The sequence below is a fragment of the Pelagibius sp. CAU 1746 genome (assembly GCF_039839785.1).
GTDB lineage: Bacteria > Pseudomonadota > Alphaproteobacteria > Kiloniellales > Kiloniellaceae > Pelagibius.
In genome coordinates this window covers 1,495,879-1,510,557 of sequence record NZ_JBDOQT010000001.1, presented here as the reverse complement: position 1 = coordinate 1,510,557, position 14,679 = coordinate 1,495,879, and the positions used below count along the sequence as shown (strand labels likewise).

General features: G+C 66.5%; 13 protein-coding genes. 6 read left to right on the top strand and 7 right to left on the bottom strand.

Annotated elements, in window-relative coordinates:
* Window positions 1–6: 6 nt before the first annotated feature.
* Entirely contained in the window at window positions 7–1,020 is a 1,014-nt protein-coding gene (locus AAFN88_RS07220; protein WP_347519411.1) for a S1C family serine protease, read from the top strand.
* A gap of 155 nt (window positions 1,021–1,175) precedes the next feature.
* On the opposite strand, the gene AAFN88_RS07215 is transcribed toward AAFN88_RS07220, so the two are convergent.
* Complete coding sequence (locus AAFN88_RS07215) at window positions 1,176–1,415, bottom strand: helix-turn-helix transcriptional regulator (protein ID WP_347519409.1); 240 nt, start codon at window positions 1,413–1,415, stop codon at window positions 1,176–1,178.
* 259 nt (window positions 1,416–1,674) lie between these two features.
* Here AAFN88_RS07215 and AAFN88_RS07210 point away from each other — a divergent pair, with 259 nt between their 5' ends.
* Entirely contained in the window at window positions 1,675–2,553 is an 879-nt protein-coding gene (locus tag AAFN88_RS07210; RefSeq protein ID WP_347519408.1) for a LysR family transcriptional regulator, read from the top strand.
* 101 nt (window positions 2,554–2,654) lie between these two features.
* Complete coding sequence (locus AAFN88_RS07205) at window positions 2,655–3,422, top strand: hypothetical protein (RefSeq protein WP_347519406.1); 768 nt, start codon at window positions 2,655–2,657, stop codon at window positions 3,420–3,422.
* Between the two features lie 173 nt (window positions 3,423–3,595).
* Here the strand turns inward: AAFN88_RS07205 and AAFN88_RS07200 are convergent, their stop codons facing one another.
* The 3 genes from AAFN88_RS07200 to AAFN88_RS07190 all read right to left on the bottom strand — a co-directional run bounded on the left by AAFN88_RS07200 (window position 3,596) and on the right by AAFN88_RS07190 (window position 6,690).
* Window positions 3,596–5,401 (bottom strand): chloride channel protein, encoded by a 1,806-nt coding sequence (locus AAFN88_RS07200; RefSeq protein ID WP_347519403.1) that lies wholly within the window; start codon window positions 5,399–5,401, stop codon window positions 3,596–3,598.
* 214 nt (window positions 5,402–5,615) lie between these two features.
* On the bottom strand, window positions 5,616–6,089 hold the full coding sequence (locus AAFN88_RS07195; RefSeq protein ID WP_347519401.1) for a pentapeptide repeat-containing protein: 474 nt from the start codon (window positions 6,087–6,089) through the stop codon (window positions 5,616–5,618).
* A 100-nt stretch (window positions 6,090–6,189) separates the two neighbouring features.
* Entirely contained in the window at window positions 6,190–6,690 is a 501-nt protein-coding gene (locus tag AAFN88_RS07190) for a thioesterase family protein (protein ID WP_347519398.1), read from the bottom strand.
* A gap of 158 nt (window positions 6,691–6,848) precedes the next feature.
* Between AAFN88_RS07190 and AAFN88_RS07185 the strand changes: the two genes are divergently transcribed.
* The 3 genes from AAFN88_RS07185 to AAFN88_RS07175 all read left to right on the top strand — a co-directional run bounded on the left by AAFN88_RS07185 (window position 6,849) and on the right by AAFN88_RS07175 (window position 9,724).
* Window positions 6,849–7,811, top strand: coding sequence for a hypothetical protein (locus AAFN88_RS07185; RefSeq protein WP_347519396.1), 963 nt, complete (start codon window positions 6,849–6,851; stop codon window positions 7,809–7,811).
* Between the two features lie 352 nt (window positions 7,812–8,163).
* Window positions 8,164–9,078 carry a VacJ family lipoprotein gene (locus AAFN88_RS07180; protein ID WP_347519394.1) on the top strand — a complete coding sequence of 305 codons (915 nt, stop codon included), beginning with the start codon at window positions 8,164–8,166 and terminating at the stop codon, window positions 9,076–9,078.
* Window positions 9,079–9,082: 4 nt separating this feature from the next.
* Window positions 9,083–9,724, top strand: coding sequence for an ABC transporter substrate-binding protein (locus AAFN88_RS07175; RefSeq protein ID WP_347519392.1), 642 nt, complete (start codon window positions 9,083–9,085; stop codon window positions 9,722–9,724).
* A gap of 64 nt (window positions 9,725–9,788) precedes the next feature.
* On the opposite strand, the gene ettA is transcribed toward AAFN88_RS07175, so the two are convergent.
* From ettA to AAFN88_RS07160, 3 genes are all read right to left on the bottom strand, one after another.
* Window positions 9,789–11,465, bottom strand: a complete 1,677-nt coding sequence (gene ettA, locus AAFN88_RS07170; RefSeq protein ID WP_347519391.1) for an energy-dependent translational throttle protein EttA — start codon at window positions 11,463–11,465, stop codon at window positions 9,789–9,791.
* 137 nt (window positions 11,466–11,602) lie between these two features.
* The gene (locus AAFN88_RS07165; protein WP_347519390.1) at window positions 11,603–14,353 is read right to left on the bottom strand and encodes a sensor histidine kinase; all 2,751 of its coding nucleotides are present in this window, start codon (window positions 14,351–14,353) and stop codon (window positions 11,603–11,605) included.
* A 2-nt stretch (window positions 14,354–14,355) separates the two neighbouring features.
* The gene (locus AAFN88_RS07160) at window positions 14,356–14,673 is read right to left on the bottom strand and encodes a hypothetical protein (RefSeq protein ID WP_347519388.1); all 318 of its coding nucleotides are present in this window, start codon (window positions 14,671–14,673) and stop codon (window positions 14,356–14,358) included.
* Window positions 14,674–14,679 lie beyond the last annotated feature (6 nt).

The window sequence follows — 14,679 nt, the reverse complement described above, 5'->3', positions numbered from 1 at the left end:
AGCGGCATGCCTGCCAGGTTGACCGCCCGGAATATGGGCAAGACGTTGAGTTTCCTGATTCTGGGCGTCCTCGGCCTTGCCGCGCTGACGCCCCTGGGGGCGGCCGAGGGTGCGCCGCGCGGCAATCCGCTGAATGCGGTCGTCGGCGTGCGCGCAAAGGTGCCGCCCTCGGCGCGCACCGCCGAGACCCTGGGCGCCGAGCGCCAAGGCGGCGGCGTGGTCATCGGCGAAGACGGCCTGGTCCTCACCATCGGCTACCTGATCATGGAAGCGGTGCAGACGGAGATCGTCGAGCAGGACGGCTCGGTGGTGCCGGCCGACGTCGTCGCCTACGACTACGACACCGGCTTCGGCCTGCTGCGCCCGCTGGCCAAGCTGAACGCCACGCCCATCGAACTGGGCGATTCCACCCGGCTGCCCGAGGAGACCCAGGTTCTGGTCGCCGGTCCCGACGGGCCCAGCGCGGCCCTGGTGGTCTCGCGCCGCGAGTTCGCCGGCTATTGGGAGTACCTGCTGCCCGACGCCATCTTCACCGCCCCGCCCTACCGCAGCTTCGGCGGCGCGGCGCTGATCGGCGCCGACGGGCGGCTGCTGGGCATCGGCTCGCTGATCGTGGCCGACGCGGCCCGGCCGGGCGAGACCTTCCCGGGCAACATGTTCGTGCCCATCTCGGCCCTGCCGCCGATCATGGAAGACCTGCTGCGCGAGGGCCGCTCGGCCAAGCCGGCGCGGCCCTGGCTGGGGCTCTACGCCCAGGAACTGCGCGGCCACGTGCTGATCAACCGGGTCGCGCCGGATGGACCCGCCGCGCGCGCCGGCGTCGCCGCCAACGCCATCATCACCGAGGTAAACGGGCACGCCGTCTCCAGCCTGTCCGAATTCTACCGTGCCGTCTGGGCGCTGGGAGAGGCCGGCGTCGAAGTGCCGCTGACGCTGCTGGACAGCCGCCTCGGCACGCAGCGGGTGACCGTCACCTCCGGCGACCGCTACGACTATCTGAAGCTCGATCCGAGCTATTAGGCCGCCCCCGGAAGGGGGACGGACCAAAAAAAGTGCCGGCCGGATGTGACAGCATCCGACCGGCACCTTGACGACCGCCACCTTCTCTTGGCCTCAGCAGCTTGGGGGCTACGCCGGCCGGGGGAAAGTGGCTGCCCTCCCCGAAACTATGACCCTTACCCTCGTCCGGCGGAGCCGCTCTCCGCCGCGGGCCGGAAAAACGCGGTGACCGGCAGGTCGAAGGCATCCGACAGGCGGCACAGCAACCCCGCCGGCATGGCTTCCTTGCCGGACTCGTACTTTTCGAGCTGCTCCGACTTGATCCCGAGGATGACGCCTAGATCCTGCCTGGTGAGATTCCGTTCAGCCCTTGCAAAGGCGATTTGTTTTCCGATGATCTCGCCACTGGGGTCCAAGCCGTCCACCTCGCTTGCCGAAGCGCTGAATTCATAGACACTGATCCCATGAAACTTTGGGGCGAATCAATTCACCAAATCCTCACCGTAGGAGGTAAATTGATTGGCCGGCAAAAAGGATTCTCTCTGCCGGCCGTGAAGGCGAATTTGCAGTACCGGAACAAAATTGTTCCTAATTGAGGATAAGTTCCTGCTAGACTGACCCCAACGCGGAAACCCGCCGGCCAGAGCCAAACAGCGAGAAAAGCGCCCCAACCCCGTGCCGCAAGAAACGACACCCTCAACCCTCTTCGAGATCCTGAGGTCCTTCACGACCCTGGCCAGCACGCTCAATCTGAGTGAAACCGTGCAGCGCCTGGGCGTGACGCGCCAGACGGTGCGCCGTCACATCAACACGCTGGAAGAGTTGAAGGGCGCCAAGCTGTTCGAGTTGCGCAACCGCAGCTACTCCCTCACCGACGCGGGCGTGCAATGCCGCCTGGAGGCGCAAGCGATCCTCGACCAGACCGAGGATTGGCTGCGCAACAGGTCGGTGCGGGCGCGCAGCCGCGACGCCCTGGAGCGGGTCTCCTACAAGGACGAGAAGGGCTACAGCTTCCATGCCCAGCAGCACCACCTCGGGCGTCTCTGGGTCGACGCGCCGCCGCTGCTCCGCCGCGCCTTCGAAGCCTGGTCGCAGGCCGAACTGCAGCTCGAGCATCCGGCCATGTCCAGCATCAAGGCCTACCGCCTGGTCTACCGCCGCCTGCAGGACAGCTGGCTCTGCGTCGAGGTCGGCGAATCCTCGTCCTATGCCACCTGGCTGGGCTGGGAATGGGCCAAGAGCGCCGTCGGCCGCTTTTCGCAGGACGATCCCGTCGGCACCGATTTCGACAACTTCATGTCCCAGGCCTATCACGGCGTCTTCGTCGCCGGCGGTGCGCGCCTGGACCATATCGCCGGCCTGATCCCGCGCGCCCGCAATGCCGAGGCCATCCCGGCACGCTTCCAGCGCCTGCTCCTCGGCTGCGTCTTTCCCGATGGGGAGCCCGCCTTGGCGCTCTTCGTCGCCCGCACGAACCGGGTGGAAATTTCCGGGCGCGCACCGGACGAGATACCTGAAATGCCGGCGGAATTGCTGATGGAAGACGACATTTAGGTGTAAATTTTTAGTGCTTCCAAACTAAGATTGCATTCTTGTGCAATATTTCTGGCTAACCTTTGCTGGCGAACCTCACCCCAGCAAAGGATTATCTTCCAATGCCACCTTGTGATCTCTACAAGCAATTCGAATACATCAGCAACATTGACCACATAGCCGGACGGCACGGCATGAAGATCGAAGTCAGTGCCGACTTCGAGGCCTTCCGCCAACTGCGCGGCGCGCAGCAGAAGCGGCTGCCGATTTCGCCGATCTTCGATTGCCAGGAAACCGAGCTCAACGGCGCCAACGGTTTCTGGATCAAGGGCACCAGCAGCGACGGCGAACTGGTGCATCTGCAAGCCGTGCGCCTGGAGGACATGAGCGGCCTCTGCCTGGCCGAGCACCTCTACCAGCACCGTCACGTCTACGCCCCGCCGGGAGTGGAGGTCGATCTGGAGCGGACCGACTATGCCGCCACGCCGGCCTCGCACCGGATCACCGGCAAGGTCTGCTATCACGGCGAACTGTGGCTGAAGGGCGGGCCCGGCGGCTATCGCGGGCACGGCCTCACCGCCGCGCTGCCGCGCCTGGCCCTGGCGCTGGCGCACATGGCATGGTCGCCGGACTACATGTTCGGCTTGGTGCATCCCCTGGCCGCCTGCAAGGGCCTGCCGGCGCGCGAAGGCTACATGCACCTGGAACCGGGCGGCATCCTGTGGCACCGCAAGGACAGCGACGAAGTCTATGACGAATGGTTGGTGTGGATGGGCCACGGCGATCTTCAGCACCTGCTGCGCTTCCCGCCGCTGGCGCTCTACGAGCAGTTGGAGGCCAAGAGCAAGGACAGCGCCGGCTTCGCCAACCGGGTCCGGGCCGCCGCCTGAGCCGGCCGCAGCGTTCTCCTCAGGCAGGCCCGGCCCCTAGGACAGATCAGGGTCGGCTGGAGTCGCCGAAGGCGATCCGCCGGCCCTGTGAATCTGCCCTATAGCTCTGAAATAGGCCGGATTCACACGTTTAGACGGGACCACATTGTGGTTCCGTCTAAACGTGATCCGATCTAGGGCCGGTACGTCCGCTGCCGGGAGGACGCCTCGCCCCGCTCTTCGGCGCGGGCCTGGTTCAACGCGCGCTGATAGGCCAGCATGACCTCGTGCTCGTGCACCAGTCCGCGCATCACCATGGTTTTCTTGTCGCCGACCACCGGGATATGCGGCTCGCCGATCACGTTGAACACCTTGACCGCGCTTTCGAGATGATCGCCGATCTGCAGCATGGCCGGCACGTTGCGGGCCACGTTGCTGGCGATCAATTCCGAATCGTGACTGGTGTCGAAGGCGGCCTCGTGGAGGTCGGCATAGGTGATGACGCCGGAAAGCACGCCTTCCTCGTCGACGACGAAAAGCTCTCCCCAGGGCGCGGCCTGGAGTTTGAGCCGAACCTGCGCGATGGGAGTTTCCGGCGCGACGGCCGAGTAGCGGTGATCCATCACCGAGGAAACCTTTACGCGGCGCATCAGCCCGGTCTGATGACCGCCGCGGATCGACACGCCGCGGCGCTCCAACTGCCAGATGAAGTAGGAGCGCTTGTGGACCTGCTGCGTCACCACGCTGGCCATGACCGTGGCCAGCATGACGGCGATGGTCAGTTCGTAGTCGTTGGTCATCTCGAAGATCATCAGAATGGTCGAGATCGGCGCCCCCAGCACCGCGCCGGCCACCGCGCCCATACCGATGATGGTGTAGGCGCCGTGGCCCGAGGACAGCTCCGGGAAGGCCTGGGTCGCGATGATGCCGTAGGCGCCGCCCACCATGGCGCCGATGAACAGCGAGGGCGAGAACACGCCGCCGGCGAAGCCGCTGCCCAGGCAGATCGCCGTCGCCGCCGTCTTGGCGACGATCAGCGCCAGCAGCAGCCACAGTTCGTAGCTGTCGGACAGCGCGGCGTCGGTCGCCTCGTAGCCGACGCCCAACACCTGCGGGAAGACCAGGGCAATCGCCCCCACCAGCAGGCCGGCCAGCGCCGGGCGCAGCCAGGGAGGAACCGGCAGCTTGGCGGCGGCGTCCTCGGTGAACATGATCGACCACATGAAGAGGATCGCCGCCAGCGCCGAGACCAGCCCCAGGATCGCGAAGGCCGGGAACTCCCAAAACGAAACGATCGTCCAGTTCTCCGGCAGGATGAAGGCCGGGAAGTCGCCGTAGCGCGCGCGGCTGATCAAGGTGCCGGTCACCGAGGCGATGACGATGGGCGCGAAGGCCGAGAGCGCATAGTGCCCCACCACGACCTCCAGCGCGAAGAAGGAGCCGGCAATGGGCGCGTTGAAGGAAGCCGCCACACCGGCGGCGACGCCGCAGCCCAACAGGGTGCGCGCCAGCACGCGGCCGAGATGCAGACGCTTGGCCGCCCAGGAGCCGAGCGAGGCGCCGAGGTGGACCACCGGGCCCTCGCGGCCGACCGAGGCGCCGACGCCGATGGAGGCTGCACTGGCCAGCGCCGCGCGGATGCCCGTGGTGAGCGACATGCGCGCATCGTTCAGCGCCGAGGCTTCGATGACCTGGGCCACGCCCTGCGGCCGCCCGTCCGGCAGGCCGTAGCGAATGAACAGCCCGATCACCAGACCGCCTGCCGCCGGCGCCAGCAGCAACTGCCACCACGGCAGCCCGGCCGCCAGGGAGGCGACGTTCTCTCCGCCGAAACCGTAGACGAGCCATTGGATGCCGGAGATGGCGTCGCGGAACGCGATGGCGGCGCCGCCCGCCGCAGCGCCGATCACCACGGCCAGGATCGACAGCACGACTTGATCGTTGCGTCCGAAACGCAGCAGGGAAACCCGGACACGGCGCTTGATCTTGCGCGTCTGCATCAGGCCCTCCCGGCCCCGGCGCGTGCTGGGGCCGCGGCGGTTGCTCGGAAGCGGCGGCCAGCGGTTGGAACGGCGGCGCTCATGACACCCTCAGTCCTGGTTTCAAGTCCGGGCGGCGAACATCGGGAACCAACAAACCACTGCTGACGTCCGGGGAAGTCACTATAGACCGCATGGCGTGGGAAAACTCCTCGCCCCGGCATGCCGCGCCGGCCTAGTTGCAGCGGCCGATGGAGCCCTCGCCGCAGGTCCGCTCGCCATCGATCCAGGTGGAGCCGGACAGGTCGGCGTTGGTCAGGTCGGCGCCCCCCAGCTTGGCATCCGTGAGATCGGCCCCGCGCAGGTTGGCCTCGAAGAGGCGGGCCCGGCGCAGATCGGTGGCCACCAGGTTCGCGCCGGAAAGGTCGGCCTTGGTCAAGTCGGCTTCGCGCAGATCGGCTCCGGGAAAGCCGGCACCGGCCAGCGTCGCGTTGACGAACTTGGCGCGGAAGGCCTTCACGTTGTCGAAGCGGCTTTCACTCAGGTCGGCGCGAAAGAAGCTGGCGTCGCGCAGCTCCGCGCCGGTCAGGTCGACTTTGCGGAATTCCAGTCTGTCGAAGACGCAGCGCCGCCAGTTGACCTCCGGCGACGGCGGGTCGGTGCAGTCGGCCAGAGCTTCGGAAGCCGGCGCCAGGAACAGGAGGGTCAAGGCAAGAAGCCACAAACGCTGAGCTAGCATGGCTCTAAGGATCACCATCGCGCCCGCGAGGGCAATGGAAAACTGACCGGCCGCAAGCATGGAGGCCGCCTCAAGCCGGCCTCGGCATGCCGGCCAGCGGCGGTTTGGCGATCACCCGTCCCGCCTCGGGCGGCGGGGCCAGCTTCCCGTGGGCGGCGAAAACCTCGGCCAGGCGTTGCTGGACCGGCGCCGGCATGACCGAGACCCGGCGGCGGTTCAGGTCGACGTAGAGGCTCAGGCTCTCCATGGTCGAGGCCAGGAAGCCTTCTTCGGCATGGTACATGCGGCAGAAGAAGCGGATGCGCTTTTCGTCGTAGCCCAGCAACTGGGTGGTGATGCGCAGAGGATCGCCCTCTTTCACCTCGCGCTGGTAGGTGAGGTGGATGTCGCCGGCGAAGGTGGTGCCGCCGGTGGCCTCGCGGTGCGCGCCATCCAGGCCGAGGAAATCCAGAAAGGCATCGGTCGCATGGTCGAAAGCCAGCAGATAGTAGGCCACGTTCATATGGCCGTTGTAGTCGATCCATTCCGGCAGCACGACGGCACGGTGCTGGTCGAATGGCGCTTCGATCATGGTGACGGCTCCCTCGCGTCCGCTTTCGTCTCGCAGCGGGATTGCCCGCGGGCAGCACGATAGAGCATTGGCCCGGAGGGTCAAAGCCGCTAGCGTCGCCACTTCACGAGGGCGGGTCGCCAAGCCCGTCCGCCGCCGGGAAACGAAACGGGGACAGCATGAGCCGACTGCTCGCCTTCTTGGGCGGACACGCAACCTGGGTGCTTTTCATCGGGGTTTTCCTCGGCCTCGCACTGCCGTCGCTGGCCGCGCTGGCGCGTCCCCTCCTGGCGCCCGCGGTGGCGGTGCTGCTGACCGCCACCCTGGTGCGCATCGACTGGCAGGTGATGCTGGGATATCTGCGCCGCCCCTGGCTGGCCGTGGTGATCACCGCCTGGCTGCTGCTCGGCGCGCCGCTGCTCACGGCCGCTGTCCTCGCCTTCCTGCCCCTGCCGGCGGCCCTGTCGACCGCCCTGGTGCTGATGGCGGCTGCCCCGCCGATCCTCAGCGCCGCACCCATCGCCATGATCCTGGGGCTGGACGGCGCCCTGGCGCTGGTGGCCGCGCTCGCCGCCACGCTGCTGACGCCGCTGACGGTGCCGCCCCTGGCGTTGGCGCTGTTGGGCCTGGAACTCGACATCGGAGTCGTCGAGTTCATGACCCGTCTGTCGCTGGTGGTCGCCGCCGCCTTCGCCGCCGCCCTGGTGATCCGCCGCCTGATCGGCCGCGACCGCCTGCCCCGGGTCGCCACGCACCTGGATGGACTGGTGGTGGCGGTCATGCTGGTCTTCGCGGTGGCGATCATGGACGGCGTCACGGCCACGCTGATGACGCGGCCGATGACGGTGGCGCTGTGGCTCGCCGTCGCCTTCGTCGCCAATCCGGCCCTGCAGATCGCCGGCACCCTCGCTTTTGCCTGGCTGGGCCGCCGCCGGGCGCTGACCGTGGGGCTGATCTCCGGCAACTGCAATATGGGGTTGCTGCTGGCCGCCTTTCCACCCGGCACAGATTTCGACGTGGTGCTCTACTTCGCGGTGGCGCAGTTGCCGATGTACATGCTGCCCGCCATGCTGCTGCCTTTCTACCGGCGGCTGGTGCGCCCCGAGATCGAAGCGCCGAGGCCCTCGGCGCCCGCCGGCTGAGAAGCCCCGCCAGCCCCCGCGGCAACCGGACTCGCAAATTGATGCAAATTTGCAACAGTGATGCAAAGGGACGACAGTCGGCGAAGCCAGATCACTAGTCAGGCACAACGCGCTGTGATAGGGGAACTATGGTTAGCGGCCAGTTCGCGGTCGCTTGCGCCTAAGGGTTCCTTAAGAGAATTTTGCCAGTTTTTCAGGCTCTGATTGGTGTGGAGTTCCGGGAATCTTCTGGTTTTGCACAGGTCGGTTTGACCGCGTATCGGGGACCGCCCCCGGGCGCGCGTCGGCGTCGTTTCACCTGCGGCATTTCGGTTCTGCCTTTTTCGGGGGTAAGGTTTTGTTCGGGGGTAGTTTGAGTTCCTCATTTCCGCAGGCTCTGCGGTCCATCTTTGCCGTTGTCGCCGTTTCCGTCGTCCTGGGCGCCTGCGCCGGCACGCCTGAGACGGGGGCGCCGCGCAGCGAAGCGCTGGCTGCCGATCCGCAGTCGACACAGATCGCCCAGAGCGATGGCGGCCAGAGCGATGGCGGCCAAAGCGACGGCGGCGACGCCTGGTCGGAAAGCGAATCGGGCGATTTCGGCCCGGAGCCGGACGACAACGACCCGCTGGAGATCCCCAACCGCATGATCTTCGCCTTCAACGAGGCGTTGGACTTCGCGGTGATCCGGCCCGTGGCGGTGACCTACCGCTTCATCGTGCCGACCGGCGTGCGCAATTCCGTGCGCAACTTCCTGCGCAACCTGCGCAGCCCGGTGGTGCTGGCGAACGACCTTCTGCAGGGCGACCTGGAGCGCGCGGAGAACACCTTCGCCCGCTTCTTCATCAATTCGACGATCGGCCTGCTCGGCCTCTTCGACATCGCCGCGGACTCGGGCTACCCCTACCATGACGAGGACTTCGGGCAGACGCTCGGCACCTACGGCGCGGGCGAGGGTTTCTATCTGGTGCTGCCCATCCTCGGCCCCTCCTCGCTGCGCGACGGGTCCGGCAGGATCGTCGATATCTTCCTGGATCCGCTGACCTATATCGCCCCCCAGGAGTTCAACCTGGGCCGCTCGGCGGCGACCGGCATCGATTTCCGCTCGCGCAACATCGAGGAACTGGATTCGCTGGAAGCCGACTCGCTGGATTTCTATGCCCGCATCCGCTCGCTCTATCGTCAGAACCGGGAGAACGAGATCAACAACGGCGCATCTTCCGGCGAGACGCCGGACTTCTCGGAAGCACTCCCGGCGGCTCCGGGGCAAAGCGCGTCTTCCGTGGAGTAAAGCCATGCGCCGTCGCGACCTGAGACCGTCCCTCGCCTTCAGCCTGCTGGCCCTCGCGCTGCTCGTGCTGCCGGCCGCCGCCCAGGCCCTCGACACCAAGCAGGCCGCGAGCTTCCTGGAGGAGTTGCAGGAAAAGGCGGCCTCGCGCCTGGGCGACGCCTCGATCAGCGATCAGGAAAAGGAAGAGCACTTCCGCAAGCTCTTCAACGAGAACTTCGACGTGCCGGCCATCGGCCGCTTCGTCATCGGCCGCTATTGGCGCGCCGCCTCGCCGGATGACCAGCAGGCCTTCCTGGCGGTCTTCGAGGATGCGATGGTGCAGCGTTTCCTGCCGCTGCTGGCCGAGAACAGCAGCGAGCGCTTCAAAATCGGCAACGTCACCATGGACGCGCGCAACGACAACATGGTTCTGATCGACTCCCGTATCGACCGCCCCGAGGGCGAGCCTTACAAAGTGAGCTGGCGGGTGCGCGAGACCGACGGCGACTTCAAGATCCTCGACATCGTCGCCGAAGGCGTCAGCATGGCCATCACTTTGCGTTCCGAATACGGCACGGTGCTGAAGAACAACGGCGGCAAGCTGCCGCCGCTGACCGAAGCCCTGCGCGAAAAGGTCGCCGCCGGCGCCTTCACCCCGAAGCAGTAGCGGCAGCGCGCAGCGCGAAGCAAAAGGGCCCCTTTCCGGGGCCCTTTTTTCGTATGCGCCGCGGCTAACGTGTCAGCGGCTTGTACTTGATGCGGTGCGGCTGGTCCGCGGCGGCGCCCAGCCGGCGGTGCCGGTCTTCCTCGTAGGCCTCGTAGTTGCCTTCGAACCACACCACCTGGCTGTCGCCCTCGAAGGCGAGGATGTGGGTGGCGATGCGGTCCAGGAACCAGCGGTCGTGCGAGGTCACCAGGACGCAACCGGGAAATTCGGAGATGGCTTCCTCCAGCGAGCGCAGGGTGTCGACGTCCAGATCGTTGGTCGGCTCGTCGAGCAGCAGCACGTTGGCTGCTTCCTTCAGCATCTTGGCCAGGTGGACGCGGTTGCGCTCACCGCCGGACAGCTGGCCGACCTTCTTCTGCTGGTCGGAGCCGCGGAAGTTGAAGGCGCCGACGTAGGCGCGCGACGGGGTCTGGTGCTTGCCGAGCTGGATCACGTCCAGGCCGTCGGAAATCTCCTCCCAGACGTTCTTGTTGCCGTCCAGGGCGTCACGGCTCTGGTCGACGTAGCCCAGCTTCACCGTGTCGCCGACCTTCAGGCTGCCGCTGTCGGGCTGCTCCTGGCCGGTGATCATGCGGAACAGCGTGGTCTTGCCGGCGCCGTTGGGGCCGATGATGCCGACGATCGCGCCCGGCGGGATCTTGAAACTCAGGTCGTCGATCAGCAGCTTGTCGCCGAAGGCCTTGGAGAGGTTCTGCGCCTCGATCACCATGTCGCCCAGACGCGGCCCCGGAGGCACGGAGATGCTGCCCGGCTCCGGCGCCTTGTCGGCGGCCTCGGCCACCAGGGTCTCGTAGGCCTGCACGCGGGCCTTGGATTTGGCCTGACGGGCGCGGGGGCTCTGGCGGATCCACTCCAGTTCCTGCTTCAGCACCTTCTGGCGGCCGGACTCGGTCTTCTCTTCCTGGGCCAGGCGCTTTTCCTTCTGCTCCAGCCAAGACGTGTAGTTGCCCTCGAAGGGCAGGCCGCGGCCGCGGTCCAGCTCCAGAATCCAGCCGGCGACGTTGTCCAGGAAGTAGCGGTCGTGGGTCACGGCCACGACGGTGCCCGGATACTCCTCCAGGTAGCGCTCCAGCCAGGCCACGGACTCGGCGTCCAGATGGTTGGTCGGCTCGTCGAGCAGCAGCATGTCCGGCTTCTGAAGCAGCAACCGGCAGAGCGCCACGCGGCGGCGCTCGCCGCCCGACAGCTTGGTCACGTCGGCCTCGCCCGGCGGGCAGCGCAGGGCGTCCATGGCGATCTCCACCGTGCGGTCCAGGTCCCAGGCGTCGGCGGCCTCGATCTTCTCCTGCAGCTCGGCCTGCTCGGCGATCAGCTTGTCCATCTCGTCGGGATCGGCCTCGGCGAAGGCGTTGCTGACCTCCTCGAAGCGGTCGAGCAGCGCCTTGGTCTCGGCCACGCCCTCGAAGACGTTGCCGGCCACGTCCTTGTTCGGGTCGAGCTGCGGCTCCTGCGGCAGGTAGCCGACCTTGATGCCGTCGGCGGCCCGCGCCTCGCCGTTGATCTCGGTATCGATGCCGGCCATGACCTTCATCAGGGTGGACTTGCCGGCACCGTTCAGGCCCAGCACACCGATCTTGGCGCCGGGCAGGAAGAACAGGCGGATATCCTTGAGGACCTGCTTGCCGCCCGGATAGGTCTTGGACACGCCGTCCATCTGATAGACGTACTGATAGGAAGCCATGAAGTCTCCGGCCTTGAGAAAGTTAACGCTGTGGTTGGATCGTCAGCGACTATAGATAGGGACTGCTGGGCGCGGTTTTTAGCCCATCGCCCCACCCTATGCAATCGGGGCCCTGCGCGCGCGGGCCGGACCGGGGCTCAGACCGCCCGGCGGGCCGCCTCGCGGGAGCGGCGGGGCAGCACTATGCAGAAGCGCGCGCCGTTGCCGGGCGAGGACTCGACCCAGATGCGCCCGCCGAAATGCTCGATGATCTGGCGCGAGATGGTAAGCCCCAGGCCGGTGCCGCGCGGCTTGTCGGTCAGGTTCTCGCTGACCTGCTGGAACTTCTCGAAAATCAGCAGGCGGTTCTCGGGCGGCACCCCGCGCCCGTTGTCGGCGACGGAGATCTGCAGCCCCTCGGGGTGGTTCGCGGCGCTGACGACAACGTAGCCGGCCTTCTCGTCGCAGAACTTGGCGGCATTGGAGAGCAGGTTCACGAGAACCTGGATCAGGCGGTCGCGGTCGGCATGGACCGTGGGCAGGCCGCGGGCGATCTGCACCTCCAGGCGGGCCGCCTTTTCCGTGAAGAGGGCCGAGGTGACGGCTATGGCCTCCTCCACCACGGAACGGGGATCGAGGGTCTCCATCTCCCAATCGATGCTGCCGGCTTCCATCTTGGCAAGGTCGAGGATCTGGTTGATGAGGCGTGTCAGGCGTTCGCTCTCCTTGACGATGACCGTCAGAAACTTGCGCCGGTCGCCGACCCCCAGATCCGGATTGTCGAAGAGAATTTCGCTGAAGGAGCGGATCGACGTCAGCGGCGTACGCAGCTCGTGACTGACCGTGGAAAGGAACTCGTCCTTCATATGGTCGAGCTCCTGCAGGCGCTCGTTGGCCCCCCGCAGCTCGGACGTCAGCGCCTCCAGATCGCGCGACTTCTGCTCCAGGCCGTGACTGTATTCGATGACCTGCGACGTTTCCTCCAGGATCTCCATCACCTCCTCGATCCCCAACACCTCGCCCTTGGCGACGGAGGCCACCATGACCCGCGCCGAGGCCGCGCCGATGGCGCCGGCCAGCAGCCTTTCGGTGAAACTGACCAGGCCCGGATCGGCCTCGCGCAGCTTGGTGACGTTGATGCCGTGAGTCCGCCCGTAGTCCTCGAAAGCGCGCTCGGCCCGCCGGGGGCCGATGAAACGGGCCACCAGGTTTTTCAGGTCGGGGACCGTGGCCGAGCCGCGCCAGAAGTGCGAGCCGCTCTGCACGCCGGAATGCCGGAATACATCGACGAAAAGCACCGCCTGGATGCGTTCGATGGCGCTCTGACGGGCCAGCAGCGAGACCACCACGTAGCCGCCGATGTTGGCGAGCATGCTCCAGAACATGGCATGCGACAGGCTGTCGAGGCCCTGCAGGCCAAACAGCGCATAGGGTTTCAGCAGCGCGAGGCCCAGCGGCCCCTGCTCGATGAAGGAGGTCGGCAGCCAGCCCGGCCGGGCGAACGAAGGCAGCAGCAGGGTATAGGCCCAGGTGACGAAACCCAGCGTCAGGCCGGTGAGCGCCCCCAGCCGCGACCCGCTCTTCCAGAAAATGCCGCCGATGATGGCGGGGGCGAACTGCGCCGCCGCCGCGAAGGACACCAGGCCGATGGTGACCAGGGCTTCGGGCTGTCCGATGAAGCGGAAGTAGGCGAAAGACAGCAGCAGGATCATCACGATGGCGAAGCGGCGGATGCGCAGCAGCAGGACGGAGAGATCGCCGCGTTCGGTCAGCGCGAGCCAGCCGATCCGCAGCAGCGCCGGCATGATGAGATCGTTGCAGATCATGGTCGACAAGGCGATGGCGGCGACGATGACCATGCCGGTGGCCGCGGAAAGGCCGCCGATGAAGGCCAGAAGGGCCAGGAACTCCGCCTGCTCCTTCATCGGAATGGTCAGCACGAAGGTGTCGGCATCGACCAGTCCCGCGGGAAAGTGCAGCAGTCCGCTCATGGCGATCGGCAGCACGAAGATGTTGATGGTCAGCAGGTAGAGCGGAAACAGCCACACGGCCCGGGCCAGGTGGCGCTCGTTCACGTTCTCCACCACCGTCACCTGGAACTGGCGCGGCAGGCAGATGATGGCGGCCATGGACAGCAGGGTCAGGGTGATCCACTGCAGGTAGCTGCCGCCGGAATCGGCGAGGAACAGACGTGAGATCGATTCGTCCGCCGCCGCCCGGCGGAACAGGTCGCCGAAACCGTCGTTGACGCCGAAGGTGACGAAGATGCCGACCGCCAGGAAGGCGACCAGCTTCACCAGGGATTCGAAGGCGATGGCGGCGACCATGCCCTCGTGATGCTCGGAGGCGTCGATATGGCGGGTGCCGAAGAGAATCGCGAAGGCCGCCATGATGAGCGCCACCCAGAGCGCCGTGTCGGCCAGCAGCGGGACGTTCTCCTGCAGCGGCATGGCCACCATGGGATATTGGCGCAACACGTTGAAGGAAGTGGAGACCGCCTTAAGCTGCAGCGAGATGTAGGGGATGATGCCGACCACCGCGATCACCGTGACCAGCGCGCCGAGAATGGTCGACTTGCCGTAGCGCGAGGAGATGAAGTCGGCGATGGAGGTGATGCGGTGGGCCTTGCTGATGCGGATGATCTTGCGGATCACGAACCACCACAGCAGGAAGACCAGAGTCGGCCCCAGGTAGATCGGCAGAAAATGGATACCGCCAGAGGCGGCCCGCCCGACCGAGCCGTAGAAGGTCCAGGACGTACAGAAGACGGCGATCGACAGAGTGTAGATCCAGGGGCTGCGGATCAGGCTGCGCCCGGCGTCGGCGCGCTTGTCGGCATAGTAGGCGATGGCGAAGAGCAGGCAGAGATAGCCGAGCGCCACGGCAATGATGCCCCAACCGGACAGCATCGTCAGTCCTTCGCCTCGCGAGGGTCCGACGCGACCGCGCCGTCACCGGCCGGGAGGGAGTCGGGATCCTCCGGCGGCCGCGCCGGCACAGGACCGGGCATGTGCAGCGGCTGCGCGTCCTCCGGCTCCGTCAGGCCCGGCACATTGAGCGCCAGCAGAGCGATCGCCGCCCCCCAGGCCAGCAGGATATAGAGATAGAGCACCGGAACGCCGAAGATCAGTTCCGGCACGGAGAAGATCGTGAGGACAGGCGGATTGAAGGCCAGCAGCGCCACGATGAAGAGCACCACCGACCACTCGCCGCTGCGGCGCCGGTTCATGCCGTC